The organism is Sphingomonas xanthus, assembly GCF_007998985.1.
Lineage (GTDB): Bacteria > Pseudomonadota > Alphaproteobacteria > Sphingomonadales > Sphingomonadaceae > Sphingomicrobium > Sphingomicrobium xanthum.
In genome coordinates this window covers 1,146,939-1,161,670 of sequence record NZ_CP041659.1, presented here as the reverse complement: position 1 = coordinate 1,161,670, position 14,732 = coordinate 1,146,939, and the positions used below count along the sequence as shown (strand labels likewise).

Here is a 14,732-nt window from a genome sequence, read left to right as displayed (position 1 = left end):
GCAAAGCCCGCCTTTCAGGCAAAGGCTTCGATCGATGGCGTTGGTCCTTGCCCTTGAATCCTCGTGCGACGACAGTGCCGCGGCGCTGGTCAGCAGCAGTCGCCAGATCCTGGCGCAGGCCGTGGTCAACCAGAACGACGCGCACCGACCCTTCGGCGGCATCGTCCCCGAAATCGCTGCCCGCGCACACGTCGAAATCCTGCCAGGCCTCGTCCGCCAGGTCCTCCACGAAGCCGATGTGTCGATCGGCGAAGTGGATGCAATCGCCGCGACCGCCGGTCCCGGCCTGATCGGCGGGGTGATGGTCGGCCTTCTGGTCGGCAAGGGACTCGCCCTTTCGGCAGGCAAGCCGCTGATTGCCGTAAACCATCTCGAAGGCCATGCACTGTCCCCGAGGCTGGTCGATGTCGGACTCGACTTCCCCTACCTGCTGCTGCTCGCCAGCGGCGGACATTGCCAGCTTCTCGAGGTGCGGGGAGTCGGAGACTACCGGCGGCTGGCGACAACCATCGACGACGCGGCAGGCGAGGCCTTCGACAAGGCGGCGAAGTTGCTCGGGCTCGGCTTTCCCGGCGGCCCGGCGATCGAGGCGCTGGCCCGTGATGGCGATTCGGCCGCGGTACCGCTGCCGCGGCCGCTGGTAGGATCGAAGGAACCGCACTTCAGCTTTGCAGGGCTGAAGGCCGCGGTTCAGCGCGCGGTGATTGCCGGCAGCCACCGGCCCGAAGACGTCGCCGCCAGCTTTCAGCAGGCGGTGGTCGACTGTTTCCTCGACCGTACCGCTAAGGCACTGGAACAGTCCGACGCATCGACCCTCGTCGTCGCGGGCGGGGTCGCCGCCAACGCCAGCGTCCGAACCGCACTGGCCGACCTGGCGCAGCGCCATGGCCGCGGTTTTTCGGTTCCGCCCGGTTGGCTGTGCACCGACAATGCGGCAATGATCGGCTGGGCCGGGGCGGAGCGGTTGGCGGCGGGATTGACCGACGGGTTCGACGCCCCGGCGCGGGCCCGCTGGCCGCTCGATCCGGAAGGCGAGAAAGTCCGGGGGGCGGGGGTGAAGGCATGACCATCGGAAAGCTTGCGGTGATAGGCGGCGGCGCCTGGGGTACCGCGCTTGCGCAAGTAGCCGCCGCCGGCGACCGGGAAACATTGCTGTGGGCGCTGGAAGACGACGTCGTGACGGCGATCAACCGGATCCACGAGAATCCCGTCTATCTGAAAGGCATCAAGCTCAATCCGGCGGTCCGCGCGACAGCGGACTTCTCGGAACTGGCGAGCGCCGACGCCTGGCTGGTGGTTTCACCCGCCCAACACATGCGCGCCGTGCTGAAGCGCGCGCCCTGCCCCAACATGCCCCTCATCCTCTGCTCCAAGGGCATCGAGGAAAGTTCGGGCAAGTTGCTTCACGAGGTCGCGGCGGAAGTTTGCCCAACCTCGCCGATCGCGGTGTTGTCAGGCCCGACCTTCGCCCATGAAGTGGCCAGCGGCCTTCCGACCGCAGTGACGCTGGCCTGCCGCGACAGCACGCTGGGCCAGCAGTTGCGCCAGCGGATTGCCCGCCCCAACTTCCGCACCTATCTGTCGGACGACGTCGCTGGCGCCGAGGTCGGCGGGGCGGTCAAGAATGTCCTCGCCATCGCCTGCGGCGTGGTCGAGGGACGCGGGCTCGGTCAGAACGCACGGGCGGCGGTGATCGCACGCGGATTCGCGGAAATGACGCGTTTCGGTATGGCGATGGGCGCGCGTCGCGAAACGCTGGCGGGCCTTAGCGGGCTTGGCGACCTGGTCCTGACCTGCTCCTCGACCGCCAGCCGCAATTTCTCGCTCGGCAAGGCGATCGGCGAGGGCAGGAGCGCGGCCGAGCTGATGAGCGACCGTCGGACGGTTGCGGAGGGCGCTCATACCGCGCCGATACTTCATCGAATCGCCGTTGACCGCGATATCGACATGCCAATCGTCGAGGCGGTGGTCACCTTGCTGTCGGGGCGGGTCGGAATCGACGAATTGCTCGATGCGATGCTCAGCCGCCCGCCGGGCGACGAAGAGGATTGATCCTCAAAAATCGATCGCGACGCCCTTCTTTTCCCAGTCACCATAGCGCGTGGGGTCGGGGCGCATTTCCTCGCCCGCCGGCGGTTCGGGGTCGACCGGTGCGGCCATAGGCAGCGGCGGCGACTTTGACAGATAAGTCGGGGGGTCGAGATGCTTTGGACGTTTCACGGCGACCAAAATGATGCCTAAAGGGCGTCATGCCAAGTACCGAAGGCCTTGAACCGCGCAAAGCGGCGCTGCGCATGCTCGACGCGATCCTCCGCCGGGCGCAGACGATGGACAATGCCGCGCAGATCGCGCGCAGCCTGCCGCCGGCCGACGCCGCGCTGGCGACGGCCATTGCCGGCGAAACGCTCCGCCGCCTGCCCGACCTTGATTTTCTGATCGATAGCGCGACGCGCCAATGCTTGCCGGACGATGCCAAGGCCAGAATGGTCCTGCGTATCGCGCTGGCCCAGAAAATTGGCCTCGGTACGCCCGATCATGCGGTGGTCGCCACCGCCCTGCCGCTGGTTGACGGCGGGCCGCGGCGCTTGGTCCATGGCGTGCTTGGCACCCTGCTTCGGCGCGGATTGCCTGCGATCGAAGCACCGCGCCTTCCGGCGGAAGTAGAGGCCCGTTGGAGTGCCGCCTGGGGATCCGCGGTCGTCGCCGCTGCCCGCGATGCCATAGCCCGGCGGCCGGCGACCGACCTGAGTTTTGCAAGCGCCCCGGCATGTGCCGAATTCACCCAGGGCGTATCGCTCGCTCCGCTCCATCGCCGCCTCGACCCTGGCAGCATGATCACCGAACTACCCGGCTTTGCCGAAGGCCATTGGTGGGTTCAGGACCTCGCCGCCTCGCTCCCGGCCCGTCTTGTCCCGCTTACCGCCCAGCGAGTCCTCGACGCCTGCGCCGCGCCAGGCGGCAAGACGATGCAGTTGGCCGCGCGCGGGCATGCCGTCACCGCGCTGGACCGATCGGAAAGTCGTCTGGCCCGACTTTCGGAGAATCTATCCCGCACCGGGCTGGCGGCCGAAACCGTCACCGCCGATGCGCTGCATTGGGACGCACCCGAACCGTTCGACGCGGTCCTGCTCGACGCCCCCTGCTCGGCGACCGGGACCTTCCGGCGCCATCCCGAAGTGCTCTATCGGGCCCGTCCCGCGATCATCGCGGATAGCGCCGCGCTGCAATCGTCGATGCTCGATCGCGCCAGTGCCTGGGTTCGGCCCGGCGGCTCTCTGGTCTACGCCGTTTGCAGCCTCGAACCGGAAGAAGGCGAGCTGCAGATCGCCGCCTTCCTTGGCCGCAATCCGCATTTTGCCCTTCAGCCGGCTGTCCTGCTGCCCGACGGCGTGACGCCATCTGCCGAAGGCTGGGTCCGCGTCCTGCCCGGAATGCTCGCCGATGAGGGCGGACTCGACGGCTTCTTTGTCGCGCATCTTGTCCGAAGCGCCGCTTAGCGGTTAATGGCCCCATGGCCCGACCGCTCATTTCCCCATCCATCCTTTCCTCCGATTTCGCCCAGCTGGGCCAGGAGGTGCGGGCGATCGATGCTGCTGGCGCCGACTGGATTCACATCGACGTGATGGACGGGCATTTCGTCCCCAACCTGACGATCGGGCCGGGCGTGGTGAAGGCCCTTCGGCCGCACACCGGCAAGCCGTTCGACGTTCACCTGATGATTTCCCCGGTCGACCACTTCCTCGATGCCTTCGCGGAAGCGGGGGCCGATATCATCACCGTCCATCCCGAGGCCGGGCCGCACCTCCACCGCACCATCCAGCGGATCAAGGCGCTCGGCAAGAAAGCGGGAGTCTCCCTCAATCCCGCGACCCCGGCGAAGATGCTCGACTATGTGCTCGAGGAGATCGACCTGGTGCTGGTGATGAGCGTCAATCCTGGATTCGGCGGGCAGAAATTCATCACCTCGCAGCTCGCCAAGATCGAGGCAATCGCCAATCGCGTCGCCAAGCAGGACCTGGCGGTGGATATCGAGGTCGACGGCGGGATCGATGCCCTCACGGCACCGCGAGCGATCGACGCCGGAGCTTCTGTGCTGGTTGCGGGAACTGCCGCCTTCCGCGGCGGCCCCGATCATTATTCGGCCAATATCGCGGCGCTTCGGGGAGGCGCATGAGCGCCGACCGGCTGCGCCATCTTGCCAAAGGATCGCTATTGTCGCGGCTGTTCGGCCAGGGCCGCCAGCCGCTGCGCCTGGTCGCCGTCCCGCGTGACCATGTCCTCGGCGACCGGGCCCGCGGCGATGCACTACTCGCCGGCCGTTTCCGCTGGGGCAATGAAGAACGCAACTTGCCCGAGATCGATTTCGGCGACATCGGCGCGGCGACGGAACTGGATCGCGCAATCCACGGATTTAGCTGGCTTCGCGATCTCGCCGCCTCGGCTAGCCGTGAAAAGGGGGCGAGGCTGGCGGAGGCCATCGCAGGCCGCTGGCTGATCGCGCACGGTTCTCGCGTCGACGAAGCCTGGGCGCCGGAATTGTGGGGCGAACGGATTCTCTTCTGGACCGCCTATGCCCCCTATATCCTGTCCAGCCGTGATAGCGGCTACCGGTCGGCTCTGCTCAATACGCTGGCGCGTGGCGCCCGACATGCCGAGGCCCAGGCCGACCGCGCATCGCCCGGCCTAGCCAGGATCACCGCCTGGTCAGGCGCGCTAGTCGCGGCGTTGACGCTGCAGGGAGGGCTCAGCCGCCTGTCGCGCTGCGAATCCGGCTTGATGCGCGCGCTGGCTTCGGCCCAGTTCGAGGACGGCGGGCTGATGAGCCGTTCGCCATCGGAACAGATGTTACTGGTCGACCGGCTGGGGCTGGTCCGCGCCGCCTATTTCGCAGCGAAACAGCCCCCCCCCGAAGCGCTTGAGAATAGCGCCGCCGCGGCATTGGCCGCGCTTCATGGCGTCACGATGGGAGACGGCGCCCTGTCCAGCTGGCAGGGCGGCAATCCGGGCGATCCGGGCCGTATGGCGACGCTGGTCGAGGGCTGCGGCCTTCGTGCCCGTCCGCTGCGCCATGCGCGCGGCTGGGGCTACCAGCGGCTCTCTGCGCTCGGCACGATCATCGTCGTCGATGCCGCGCCGCCCCCTGCAGCCCGTATGGCATCCCATGGCTGCGCATCGACGCTGGCTCTCGAGATGAGCGACGGGGCGCAGCGACTGGTGATCAATTGTGGCGGCCCAGGACCCGTCCCGACCAGCCTGCCCGACGAGCTGGTGTTAGCTCTGAGGACCACGGCAGCCCATTCGACACTGGTGCTCGACGATACCAATTCGACCGCCATCCAGCCCGACGGAAGCCTTGGCAAGGGCGTATCGGACGTGACGATCGACCGTAACGAGGACAATGATTGTTCGCGTCTGGAGGCCAGCCATGACGGTTATGTCCGGGGTTTCGGCCTGATCCACCAGCGCCGACTCAGCCTTGGCAACGACGGAAAGGAAGTGCGCGGCGAGGATCGGCTGATCGCGCGCGGCCGCCGTCGGATCCGCGAAGCTGCGCCCTATGCGGTCCGCTTCCATCTCGCCCCCGGGGTCGAAGCGACCCTGACCGCTGACGGCATGGGCGCCATCTTGCGTTCACCCGGCGCACCGCCCTGGAATTTCCGATGCCGGGGCGCGATGCTGCTGGTTGAGGAAAGCCTGGCGATCGACGGACGAGGCGTGCCGGTCGGTTCGCTGCAACTGGTTGTCGTCGGGGAAGTATCGGCTATTGGCGGCGAAATCGCCTGGCAGTTCCGCCGTTCCAGCTAATCGACAGAAGGCCCAGTCCATGACCGATATCGTTCCCATCCGCCGGGCACTTGTTTCGTTATCCGATAAATCCAGCCTCGACGACCTCGCCAAGGCCTTGTCCGGCGCGGGCGTCGAACTGGTATCGACCGGCGGCACCGCGGCAATGCTGCGCGAACTGGGGCACGAGGTCCGCGATATCAGCGACCTGACCGGCTTTCCGGAAATGATGGATGGACGGGTCAAGACGCTTCACCCCAAGGTCCATGGCGGCCTGCTCGCGGTGCGCGACAATGCGGAACATGTCGCGGCGATGGAGGAGCATGGCATCGGCGCGATCGACCTTGTGGTGGTCAACCTCTATCCATTTGAAGCAACCGTCGCGAAAGGATCGAAGCGCGATGAGATCATCGAGAATATCGATATCGGCGGCCCCTCGATGGTCCGCTCGGCGGCCAAGAACCATCAGCATGTCGCGATCGTCACCGACCCGGCCGATTATGCCGAACTCAGTGCACAGCTCGCCGCCCATCGCGGCACCGACCTCGCCTTCCGCCGGCGGCTGGCAGCCAAGGCTTTTGCCCGCACTGCAGCCTACGATTCGATGATCGCCAGCTGGTTCGCGTTCGCTGACCAGCAACGGGCCTACCCCGACACGCGCTTCATCGTCGGCCAGAAGGCACAGGAACTTCGCTACGGCGAAAATCCGCACCAGAAGGCGTCGCTTTATTTGCCGATGGGACCGGCAACCCCTGGGGTAGCCCAGGCCCGGCAGGTTCAGGGCAAGAAGCTTAGCTACAACAATCTGAACGACGCCAACGCCGCGCTCGAACTGGTTGCCGAGTTTCGCGAAGCTCATCCGACAGTGGTGATCGTAAAACATGCCAATCCTTGCGGAGTGGCGAGCGCGGAAACGCTGCTCGACGCATGGAACGCGGCATTGGCCTGTGACAGCGTATCGGCCTTTGGCGGAATCGTTGCCGTCAACCGCCGGCTCGACGGGCCGACCGCGGAGGCCATTTGCGACATCTTTACCGAAGTGGTCGTTGCTCCCGATGCCGACGAGGCGGCGATCGCAGCCTTTGGCCGCAAGAAGAATCTGCGTCTGTTGCTGACCGGCGGTTTCCCAGATCCCGCGCGCGGCGGGCAGACGGTGGCGGTAATTGCCGGCGGTCTGCTGATCCAGGACCGCGACAATGGCACGCTCAGTCGCGACATGCTGAAGGTGGTGACCAGGCGCCAGCCGACCGAGCAGGAACTGATAGACTGCTTGTTTGCCTGGACTGTCGCGAAGCACGTCAAGTCCAACGCCATCGTCTACGCCAAGGACGGAGCAACGGCGGGGATCGGCGCGGGACAGATGAATCGGCGCGATTCCGCTCGAATCGCGGCGATCAAGGCGCGCGAGGCAGCGGAAACCAATGCATGGGCGCAGCCGCGCACGGTCGGATCGGCGGTGGCTTCGGACGCTTTCTTCCCCTTCGCCGACGGGTTGCTGGCGGCAGTTGAAGCCGGTGCCACCGCGGTGATCCAGCCAGGCGGTTCGATCCGCGATGACGAGGTTATTGCCGCCGCCGACGCGGCGGGGCTGGCGATGATGTTCACCGGCATGCGCCATTTCCGCCACTAATCTGCCGATCGTTCTGGTAGGGTTCCTCGCAACCGCTGCCGGCGTGAGGAGCCAGACGGGCTTTCCGGCGCGGCGCTAGCGTGGCGCGTCGGCGCTTTCGCCCGGTTCGGGCAGCTGCAAGTCCTCGATATCGGCCTTGCGCATCTTGAACAGCTCACGGTCCTCCGGTCCGAACCCCTTCAGCCACAAGACCGCGCCGAAGGCCGCCAGGATCGCCGGAACGCCGAACAAGAGTTCAGCCCATTCGGGCAGCAGGATTCCGAGCTGGCCTACCGCGAGGGCAGCGGCTGCAGCCCAGATCAGCGGCCAGCGCCAGCCGCTGACCGGATTGCCAAGGATATGAGACAGCAGCCGGGACTTGACGATCGAGGCAAAGCCCAGCGCCAGCACAAGGGCGATCGCCGGCCCCGTCGCCTGCCACATCACGGGCCAGTTCCAGCTGCGCATCAGGAGGATGAGGCCGACCGCCAGCGCCGCTTCCAGCACAATCATGCTCAGGCTGATCATCATGTTGCGGTGGCGCGCGGTATAAATCAGCGCGGATTCGCTCACCGCCGCGGTTGCCGCGACGACTTCGGCCGCGAGCAGGAAGCCAAGGGCCGCGGTCCCGGCGACGAAGCCCGCTCCGACGAGCCCCATCACCGCCTCCCCCGGGATCCCCAGTGCCAGTGCAACCGCCGCCTGGGCGCCGATCACCCAAAAGCCCACCTGCCGAACCTGCCGCGCTACGGCCGCGCGATTGCCTTCAACAAGGTTGCGGCTGATGACCGGTCCCAAAATCGGGTCGAAGCTGGTCTTCAGCTTCTGCGGCAGCGAAGCGACCTGTTGCGCAACATAGTAGATCCCGACAATCTTCGGTGCGAAGAACAGGCCGAGCACGGCGATATCGACCCTTCGTGATCCCCATTCCACGGCGTCCGCAGCGGCTACAGGCAAGTTGCGCCGTGCCATCCGCCACAATGCGCCGGGCTTCGGCTTCCAGCCATGCGGAAGGCCATAGCTGCGCAACAGGGGGATTACCGAGGCGATCAACGCCCCGATCATCGACAGCGCATAGGCAATGATCAGTCCGTCGCGCAGGGAAACATAGGACCAAGCGAAGGCGGCGATAGAGATCGTCCAGGGCTCGACGATCGCCCTCGCACGGACGGTCGAGGTGACGTCATGACGGTAGGCCAGCGCGGCCAGGGAGATATCCGACCAGGCCAGCGCGAACACGGTGACCGGAAGCATCCATTCAAGGCCGGTGATTTCCGAATTGGGGAACATTGCCTGGGGAAAAATGGCGAGCAGCGCCATCGCGATCCCCGATCCGATCGCGGCGACCAGCAGCCCATCGGCGACGACGCAGACATGGTCCTTGTCGGTGGTCGAAAGCTGCTGAGCCAATCCGCGCTTCAGCCCCAGTGTCGCCAGTTGCGCGGCGAATTCGACCACCAGCACCGCATAGGCGAAGCGGCCCAGCGCTTCGGCGCCGTAAATCCGGCCGGCAATGAACAGGAAGGGAAGGCGCGCGACGAGTCGCAGGAGAAACCCGAGGAAATTGATCCGCCCGCCACGCGCCAGCGCGGCAAGGTCCGCCGAGGGCGGGGCCGGCGGAGCGGAGGCCTTGGTCAATGCGCCGCGCCCCAGTGTGCGCCCCAGCCAACCTCGACATCGAGCGGCACGTCGAGCGTGAGCGCAGGCTCGGCGGCGGCGGCCATCACCGAGCGCACTACCTTGGCGGCGGCATCCTCCTGGCCCTGGGGTACTTCGAACAGCAATTCGTCATGCACCTGCAGCAGCATGCGGACATCGCCCAGGCCAGCCTCAGCCAATGCCCCGTCCATCCGGTTCATCGCCCGCTTGATGAGATCAGCACTGGTGCCCTGGATGGGCGCGTTGATCGCGGCCCGCTCGGCGCTGGCCCGGAAATTGGGGTTGGACGCGCGGATGTTGGGGAAATGCGTCTTGCGCCCGAAAAGGGTGCGGGTGAAGCCATGCTCGCGCACGAACGCCAGCGTGTCGTCGATATAAGTGCGGATGCCGGGAAAGCGGGAGAAGTAGCGATCGATGATCGCCTTACCCTCTTCCCTTGGAATCCCCAGTCGCCCGGCCAGCCCCCAGCTGGAAATACCGTAGAGGATCGCGAAATTGACAGTCTTGGCCTTGCCGCGCGTATCGCGGTCGACGGTGCCGAACAATTCTTCGGCGGTCATCGCGTGAATGTCCTCGCCGGCGCGAAACGCCTCCTTGAGTTGCGGAACATCGGCCATGTGCGCCGCCAGCCGAAGCTCGATCTGGCTATAGTCGGCGCTCAAAAGCACATGGCCTGGCTCGGCGACGAACGCGTCGCGGATCTTGCGGCCGATTTCGGTGCGGATCGGAATATTCTGTAAATTGGGTTCGGTCGAACTTAAACGCCCGGTTTGCGCGCCCGACAGGCTGAAGCTGGTGTGCACCCGGCCGGTGTCGGGGTTGATCTGCGCCTGTAGCGCGTCGGTATAGGTTGACTTGAGTTTCGACAGCTGGCGCCAGTCGAGGACCAGTCGCGCCGCATCCACGCCTTCGCCGGCAAGCCGTTCCAGCTCGGTGACGTCGGTCGAATATTGGCCGCTCTTTCCCTTGCGACCGCCTTTAAGGCCCAGCCGCTCGTAAAGCACGTGGCCAAGCTGCGCCGGCGAACCGATGGTGAAGGGCCCGCCCGCGGCCTCGAACACTTTCTCTTCCAGCGCCGCAATCTCGGTCGCGAACGTACCGCTCAATTGCGCCAGATAGTCGCGGTCGACCTTGATCCCGCGACGTTCCATCTTCCCGATCGACGCAACCAGCGGCCGGTCGACCATCTCGTAGACGCGGTTGCCGCCTTCGGCTGCAAGGCGCGGCTTCAGCCGTTGCCACAACCGCAGGCAGATATCGGCGTCCTCCGCGGCATATTCGGTCGCCGCGTCGAGCGGCACCTTGTCGAAGCTGATCTGCTTCGCGCCAGTCCCGCATACCGACTTGAAGGCGATGCACTCATGATCGAAATGCTGCTTGGCGAGGTCGTCCAGCCCATGGTTCGACCGGCCGGCGTCGAGATCGAAGCTCATCACCAGCGTGTCGTCATAAGGCGCGACCGCGATCCCGGCCTTGGCCAGCATCACCCAGTCATATTTGAGGTTGTGCGCGATCTTCAGCACCGCCGGGTCTTCTAGCAGCGGTTTCAGTTTCGCGAGCACCAGATCCTTGGCCAGCTGCACCGGCGTTTCGGTCAGCATGTCCTGCCCGATGTGGCCGACGGGGATGTAACAGGCCCGGTTGGGTTCGGTCGCCAGGCTGATCCCGGCAAGGTTGGCGATGATGCAGTCGATACAGTCAGTCTCGGTGTCGATCGCAACCAGCCCTCTGGCCCGCGCTTCGGCGATCCAGCGATCGAGTGCTTCCTCGCTCGTCACCGTTTCATACTGCGTCCGGTCGACAGTGATTTTCTCCGGTTCCGCGGGAGTGGACGGGGCAGGCCGCGACGCCATGACGTCGACCGGTGAGTTGCCGCCGCTTGACGCGCCGCGACTTCCGCCGACCCGGTTGAGCAACGACTTGAACCCCTGGTCCTCCAGGAATTCGCGCAGCGGTTCGGGCGGGATGCCCTTGAGCGCCAAATCCTCCAGCGGCTCGGGCAGCGGCGCGTCGCAGACCAGCCGCACGAGTTCACGGCTTAATCGCGCATTGTCGGCATGTTCGGTGAGATTTTGCTTCAGCTTGGGTTTGCTGATCTCGCCGACGCTCGCAAGCACCTTGTCGAGGTCGCCATATTGCTGGATTAGCTGGGTTGCGGTCTTGGGTCCGACGCCGGGAACGCCCGGGACATTGTCGACGCTGTCGCCCATCAGCGCCAGCACATCGCCTACCTTTTCCGGCCCAACGCCGAACTTGCCCTCGACATAGGCCCGGTCGATCCGCCGGTCGTTCATCGTGTCGAGCATGTCGATGCCCGCCTCGTCGTCGACCAGCTGCATCAAATCCTTGTCGCTGCTGACGATGGTCGCCTTCCACCCGGCCCTCTTGGCGGCCATCACATAGCAGGCGATGATGTCGTCGGCTTCCAGCCCCTCTTCCTCGATACAAGGGATCGAGAAAGCGCGGGTTGCGGTGCGGATCAGCGGGAATTGCGGGACCAGGTCGTCGGGCGGCGGCGGCCGGTTTGCCTTATACTGGTCGTACATGGCGTTGCGGTGGCTCTTGCTCGACGCGTCGAGGATCACCGCCATGTGCGTTGGCCCGTCGGCCTTGTTCAACCCGTCGGCCAGCTTCCACAGCATCGCAGTATAGCCATAGACGGCGCCGGCTGGCGTGCCATGGCGGTTAGTCAGGGGCGGCAGCCGGTGATAGGCCCGGAAGATGTAGCTGGACCCGTCGACGAGATAGAGGTGGTTCTGCGGTTCGGCCATGGGGCGCTTGCCCTAGCACGCCCCGCGCCCGATGCCAGCCACTCGATGGGATTGGCATTTCCAACCGTCCCGCTTCCGGCTACGCCTTCACCATGGCCGACAAGTTCCTGCGTCACAAACAACCCTGGACCAGCGACGAAATCCAGAAGCTTCACCGGCTGGCGGCCAAGGGCATGAGCCTCAAGGCGCTCAGCAAGGCGCTGACCCGAAGCGAAGAATCCATCCAGGCGCGCGCCAAGCAGGACGGGCTGAAGGTCAGCAAGCTGCGGTAGGGCCGGACCTGCCCAACTTTTAGGGAACCAGCACCGTGTCGACCGCCTCGTCGGCCATTGCCGGATAGTCGAGCGTATAGTGGAGGCCGCGGCTTTCCTGTCGCGACAGGGCGCTTCGGACGATGAGGTCGGCCACCTCAAGCAGGTTGCGCAGCTCGATTAGGTCGGCGGTGACGCGGAAGTGGCGGTAATAATCGCTCACCTCCTGGCGCAGCATGTCGATCCGGCGCTTGGCCCGTTCCAGCCGCTTGGTGGTGCGGACGATGCCGACGAAATTCCACATGAAGCGGCGGATCTCGCCCCAGATTTGCTGGATGACGACCTCTTCGTCGCTATCGGTCACCCGGCTTTCGTCCCAGCCGCGAATCGCGGGAGGCTCCGCGAGATGGTCCCAGCATTCAAGGATATGTTTTGCCGCTCCCTCGCCGAATACCAGACATTCCAGCAGCGAATTGGACGCCAGCCGGTTGGCGCCATGGAGGCCCGACTGGGTCACTTCTCCCGCCGCGTAAAGGCCCGGCGCGTCGGTGCGCCCGTGGATGTCCACGACCACTCCGCCGCAGGTATAATGTTGCGCCGGAACGACCGGGATCGGTTCGCGCGTGATGTCGATGCCGAGCCCGAAAAGCTTTTCGTAGATGTTAGGGAAATGGGCCTCGATGAACGCCGGATCGCGGTGGCTGATATCGAGGTGGACATAGTCCAGGCCATCGCGCTTGATTTCATGGTCGATCGCCCGCGCCACCACATCGCGGGGCGCAAGCTCGGCTCGCTCGTCGGTCTCGGGCATGAAGCGGTGGCCGGTCTCAGGATGCTTGAGGATTCCGCCCTCGCCGCGCACCGCCTCGGTGATCAGGAAGTTCTTGACCGCCAGATGATACAGGCAGGTTGGGTGGAATTGCATGAACTCCATATTGCTCACCCGGCATCCCGCGCGCCACGCCATGGCGATCCCGTCGCCGGTCGCGCCGCGCGGTGCGGTCGAGAATAAATAGGTTCGTCCAGCGCCGCCGGTTGCGAGGATGGTCGCCCGCGCAGTCAAAGTTTCGACCTGCTCGCTCGCCTTGTTGTAGGCATAAAGTCCATGGACTGCGCCGCTGGTCGAAAATTCCATCGCATGGCGCCCGGTAATCAGGTCGATCGCAACCATGTCGGGGACCAGCGTGATGTTGGGGTTGGCCGCTGCTGCCCGCTCCAACGCCTGCTGGATCGCCCAGCCGGTGGCATCAGCGACATGAACGATGCGGCGATGGCTATGCCCGCCCTCACGGGTCAGGTGCAGCGTGCCATTTTCCGTCGCGAACGGCACGCCCAGCTCCGCCAGCCGGGAAATCGCCGCCGGCGCCTCGCCGACGACATGTTCGACGACCGACTGGTCATTGAGCCCAGCACCGGCAACCATGGTGTCGCGAACATGGGCCTCGAAACTGTCGCCTTCCTCGAGGACCGCGGCGATGCCGCCTTGCGCCCAGCCGGTCGCCCCGTCGCTGAGCTTGCCTTTCGCAATCACCCCGACCTTCAGCCTGGTTGCCAGGTTGAGAGCCGCGGTCAGCCCGGCCGCTCCCGATCCGACCACCAGCACGTCGAAGCTGTGAGGGTTCAAGCCGCGACCTCGCGCGTCAGGCTCAGGAACACATCCTCAAGGTCCGGATCGCGCGTTGACACGTCGACAATGCCCAATCCCGCGCGCTGCAGCGCGGCCAGCACCTCTCCGGCGTTCACCTTGTCCTTGTGGTAGATGATTTCCAGCGTGCGGGGACCCGTCAGTTCTATCTTCTCAAAACATTCGTTCCCGGGTGCGCTGTCGAGGTCGCGGTCGACCTCGACCACCACCGCCTTGTCCTGCGCCTTGGCGATCAGCGCCCGGGTTGGTTCATTCGCGATCAGCCGGCCGTGGTTGATGATTGCGATGCGGTCGCAAAGCTCCTCGGCCTCTTCGAGATAATGGGTGGTCAGCACCACCGTCACGCCCTGCCGGTTGAGGCCGCGGACATAATCCCAGAGTTGCTGGCGAAGCTCGATGTCGACGCCGGCGGTCGGCTCGTCGAGCACCAGGATTGGCGGCGAATGAACCATCGCCTTGGCGACCAGCAACCGCCGCTTCATTCCTCCCGAAAGGGTGCGCGCGTAGGCATGGGCCTTGTCGGTCAGTCGGACCGCATCGAGCAGCGCGTCGGTGATCCGCTCGGGCTTGGGCACGCCATAGAGGCCTGCCTGAATCTCAAGGGCTTCGCGCGGGGTGAAGAAAGGGTCGAACAGGATTTCCTGCGGCACGATTCCGATCGACCGTTTGGCGTTGCGCGGGTGGCGATCGATATCAAAGCCCCAGATCTCCGCGCTGCCCGAACTTTTGACCACCAAGCCGGCAAGGATGTTGATCAAGGTCGACTTGCCGGCGCCATTGGGGCCGAGCAGGCCGAAGATCTGGCCGCGCGGCACGTCGAAGGTCACCCCGTCGAGCGCCCTTTTGCGCTGGCCTGCCGACTCATAGGTCTTGGCAAGGTCCGTGATTCGGATCGCAGGCTGGTCGGCTGAACTCATGCCGATTCGCATAGCCGCGTGGCGAGGCGGGCGAAAGCGGGAGTGGTAAATGACCAATTTACCTTACTCATCATCCTATCTTTTCCATTAACCCTA

12 protein-coding genes are annotated in these 14,732 nt (G+C 65.3%); 7 read left to right on the top strand and 5 right to left on the bottom strand.

All coding sequences use genetic code 11. The annotated features are described in order from the left end of the window. Nucleotides 1-34: 34 nt before the first annotated feature. Together tsaD and FMM02_RS05805 are read left to right on the top strand one after the other, a co-directional pair. Nucleotides 35-1,066, top strand: coding sequence for a tRNA (adenosine(37)-N6)-threonylcarbamoyltransferase complex transferase subunit TsaD (tsaD, locus tag FMM02_RS05810; RefSeq protein WP_147493974.1), 1,032 nt, complete (start codon nucleotides 35-37; stop codon nucleotides 1,064-1,066). Next, nucleotides 1,063-2,052 (top strand): NAD(P)H-dependent glycerol-3-phosphate dehydrogenase, encoded by a 990-nt coding sequence (locus tag FMM02_RS05805; protein WP_147493973.1) that lies wholly within the window; start codon nucleotides 1,063-1,065, stop codon nucleotides 2,050-2,052. Before tsaD ends, FMM02_RS05805 begins: the two co-directional genes overlap by 4 nt. 3 nt (nucleotides 2,053-2,055) lie before the next feature. Here the strand turns inward: FMM02_RS05805 and FMM02_RS05800 are convergent, their stop codons facing one another. Then, complete coding sequence (locus FMM02_RS05800; RefSeq protein WP_246104731.1) at nucleotides 2,056-2,220, bottom strand: DUF1674 domain-containing protein; 165 nt, start codon at nucleotides 2,218-2,220, stop codon at nucleotides 2,056-2,058. Between the two features lie 29 nt (nucleotides 2,221-2,249). Here FMM02_RS05800 and FMM02_RS05795 point away from each other — a divergent pair, with 29 nt between their 5' ends. The 4 genes from FMM02_RS05795 to purH are packed head-to-tail and all read left to right on the top strand — an operon-like array spanning nucleotide 2,250 to nucleotide 7,414. Then, nucleotides 2,250-3,497 carry an RsmB/NOP family class I SAM-dependent RNA methyltransferase gene (locus tag FMM02_RS05795; RefSeq protein ID WP_147493971.1) on the top strand — a complete coding sequence of 416 codons (1,248 nt, stop codon included), beginning with the start codon at nucleotides 2,250-2,252 and terminating at the stop codon, nucleotides 3,495-3,497. Nucleotides 3,498-3,511: 14 nt separating this feature from the next. After that, nucleotides 3,512-4,174 carry a ribulose-phosphate 3-epimerase gene (rpe, locus tag FMM02_RS05790; RefSeq protein WP_147493970.1) on the top strand — a complete coding sequence of 221 codons (663 nt, stop codon included), beginning with the start codon at nucleotides 3,512-3,514 and terminating at the stop codon, nucleotides 4,172-4,174. Next, nucleotides 4,171-5,805 carry a heparinase II/III family protein gene (locus tag FMM02_RS05785; protein ID WP_147493969.1) on the top strand — a complete coding sequence of 545 codons (1,635 nt, stop codon included), beginning with the start codon at nucleotides 4,171-4,173 and terminating at the stop codon, nucleotides 5,803-5,805. Before rpe ends, FMM02_RS05785 begins: the two co-directional genes overlap by 4 nt. A gap of 19 nt (nucleotides 5,806-5,824) precedes the next feature. Then, on the top strand, nucleotides 5,825-7,414 hold the full coding sequence (gene purH, locus FMM02_RS05780; protein WP_147493968.1) for a bifunctional phosphoribosylaminoimidazolecarboxamide formyltransferase/IMP cyclohydrolase: 1,590 nt from the start codon (nucleotides 5,825-5,827) through the stop codon (nucleotides 7,412-7,414). Nucleotides 7,415-7,489: 75 nt separating this feature from the next. On the opposite strand, the gene FMM02_RS05775 is transcribed toward purH, so the two are convergent. Both FMM02_RS05775 and polA read right to left on the bottom strand, forming a co-directional pair. Beyond that, nucleotides 7,490-9,031, bottom strand: coding sequence for a lipopolysaccharide biosynthesis protein (locus tag FMM02_RS05775; protein ID WP_187107703.1), 1,542 nt, complete (start codon nucleotides 9,029-9,031; stop codon nucleotides 7,490-7,492). After that, nucleotides 9,028-11,823: a DNA polymerase I gene (gene polA, locus FMM02_RS05770; protein WP_147493966.1), complete on the bottom strand. Its 2,796-nt coding sequence runs from the start codon at nucleotides 11,821-11,823 to the stop codon at nucleotides 9,028-9,030. Before polA ends, FMM02_RS05775 begins: the two co-directional genes overlap by 4 nt. A gap of 92 nt (nucleotides 11,824-11,915) precedes the next feature. Here polA and FMM02_RS05765 point away from each other — a divergent pair, with 92 nt between their 5' ends. Beyond that, nucleotides 11,916-12,095, top strand: coding sequence for a hypothetical protein (locus FMM02_RS05765; protein ID WP_147493965.1), 180 nt, complete (start codon nucleotides 11,916-11,918; stop codon nucleotides 12,093-12,095). A 19-nt stretch (nucleotides 12,096-12,114) separates the two neighbouring features. Here FMM02_RS05765 and nadB read toward each other — a convergent pair whose 3' ends face one another. Both nadB and FMM02_RS05755 read right to left on the bottom strand, forming a co-directional pair. Further along, complete coding sequence (gene nadB / locus FMM02_RS05760; protein WP_147493964.1) at nucleotides 12,115-13,698, bottom strand: L-aspartate oxidase; 1,584 nt, start codon at nucleotides 13,696-13,698, stop codon at nucleotides 12,115-12,117. After that, nucleotides 13,695-14,636 (bottom strand): ABC transporter ATP-binding protein, encoded by a 942-nt coding sequence (locus tag FMM02_RS05755; RefSeq protein ID WP_147493963.1) that lies wholly within the window; start codon nucleotides 14,634-14,636, stop codon nucleotides 13,695-13,697. The genes nadB and FMM02_RS05755 overlap by 4 nt, the downstream gene beginning before the upstream one ends. Nucleotides 14,637-14,732: the final 96 nt, after the last annotated feature.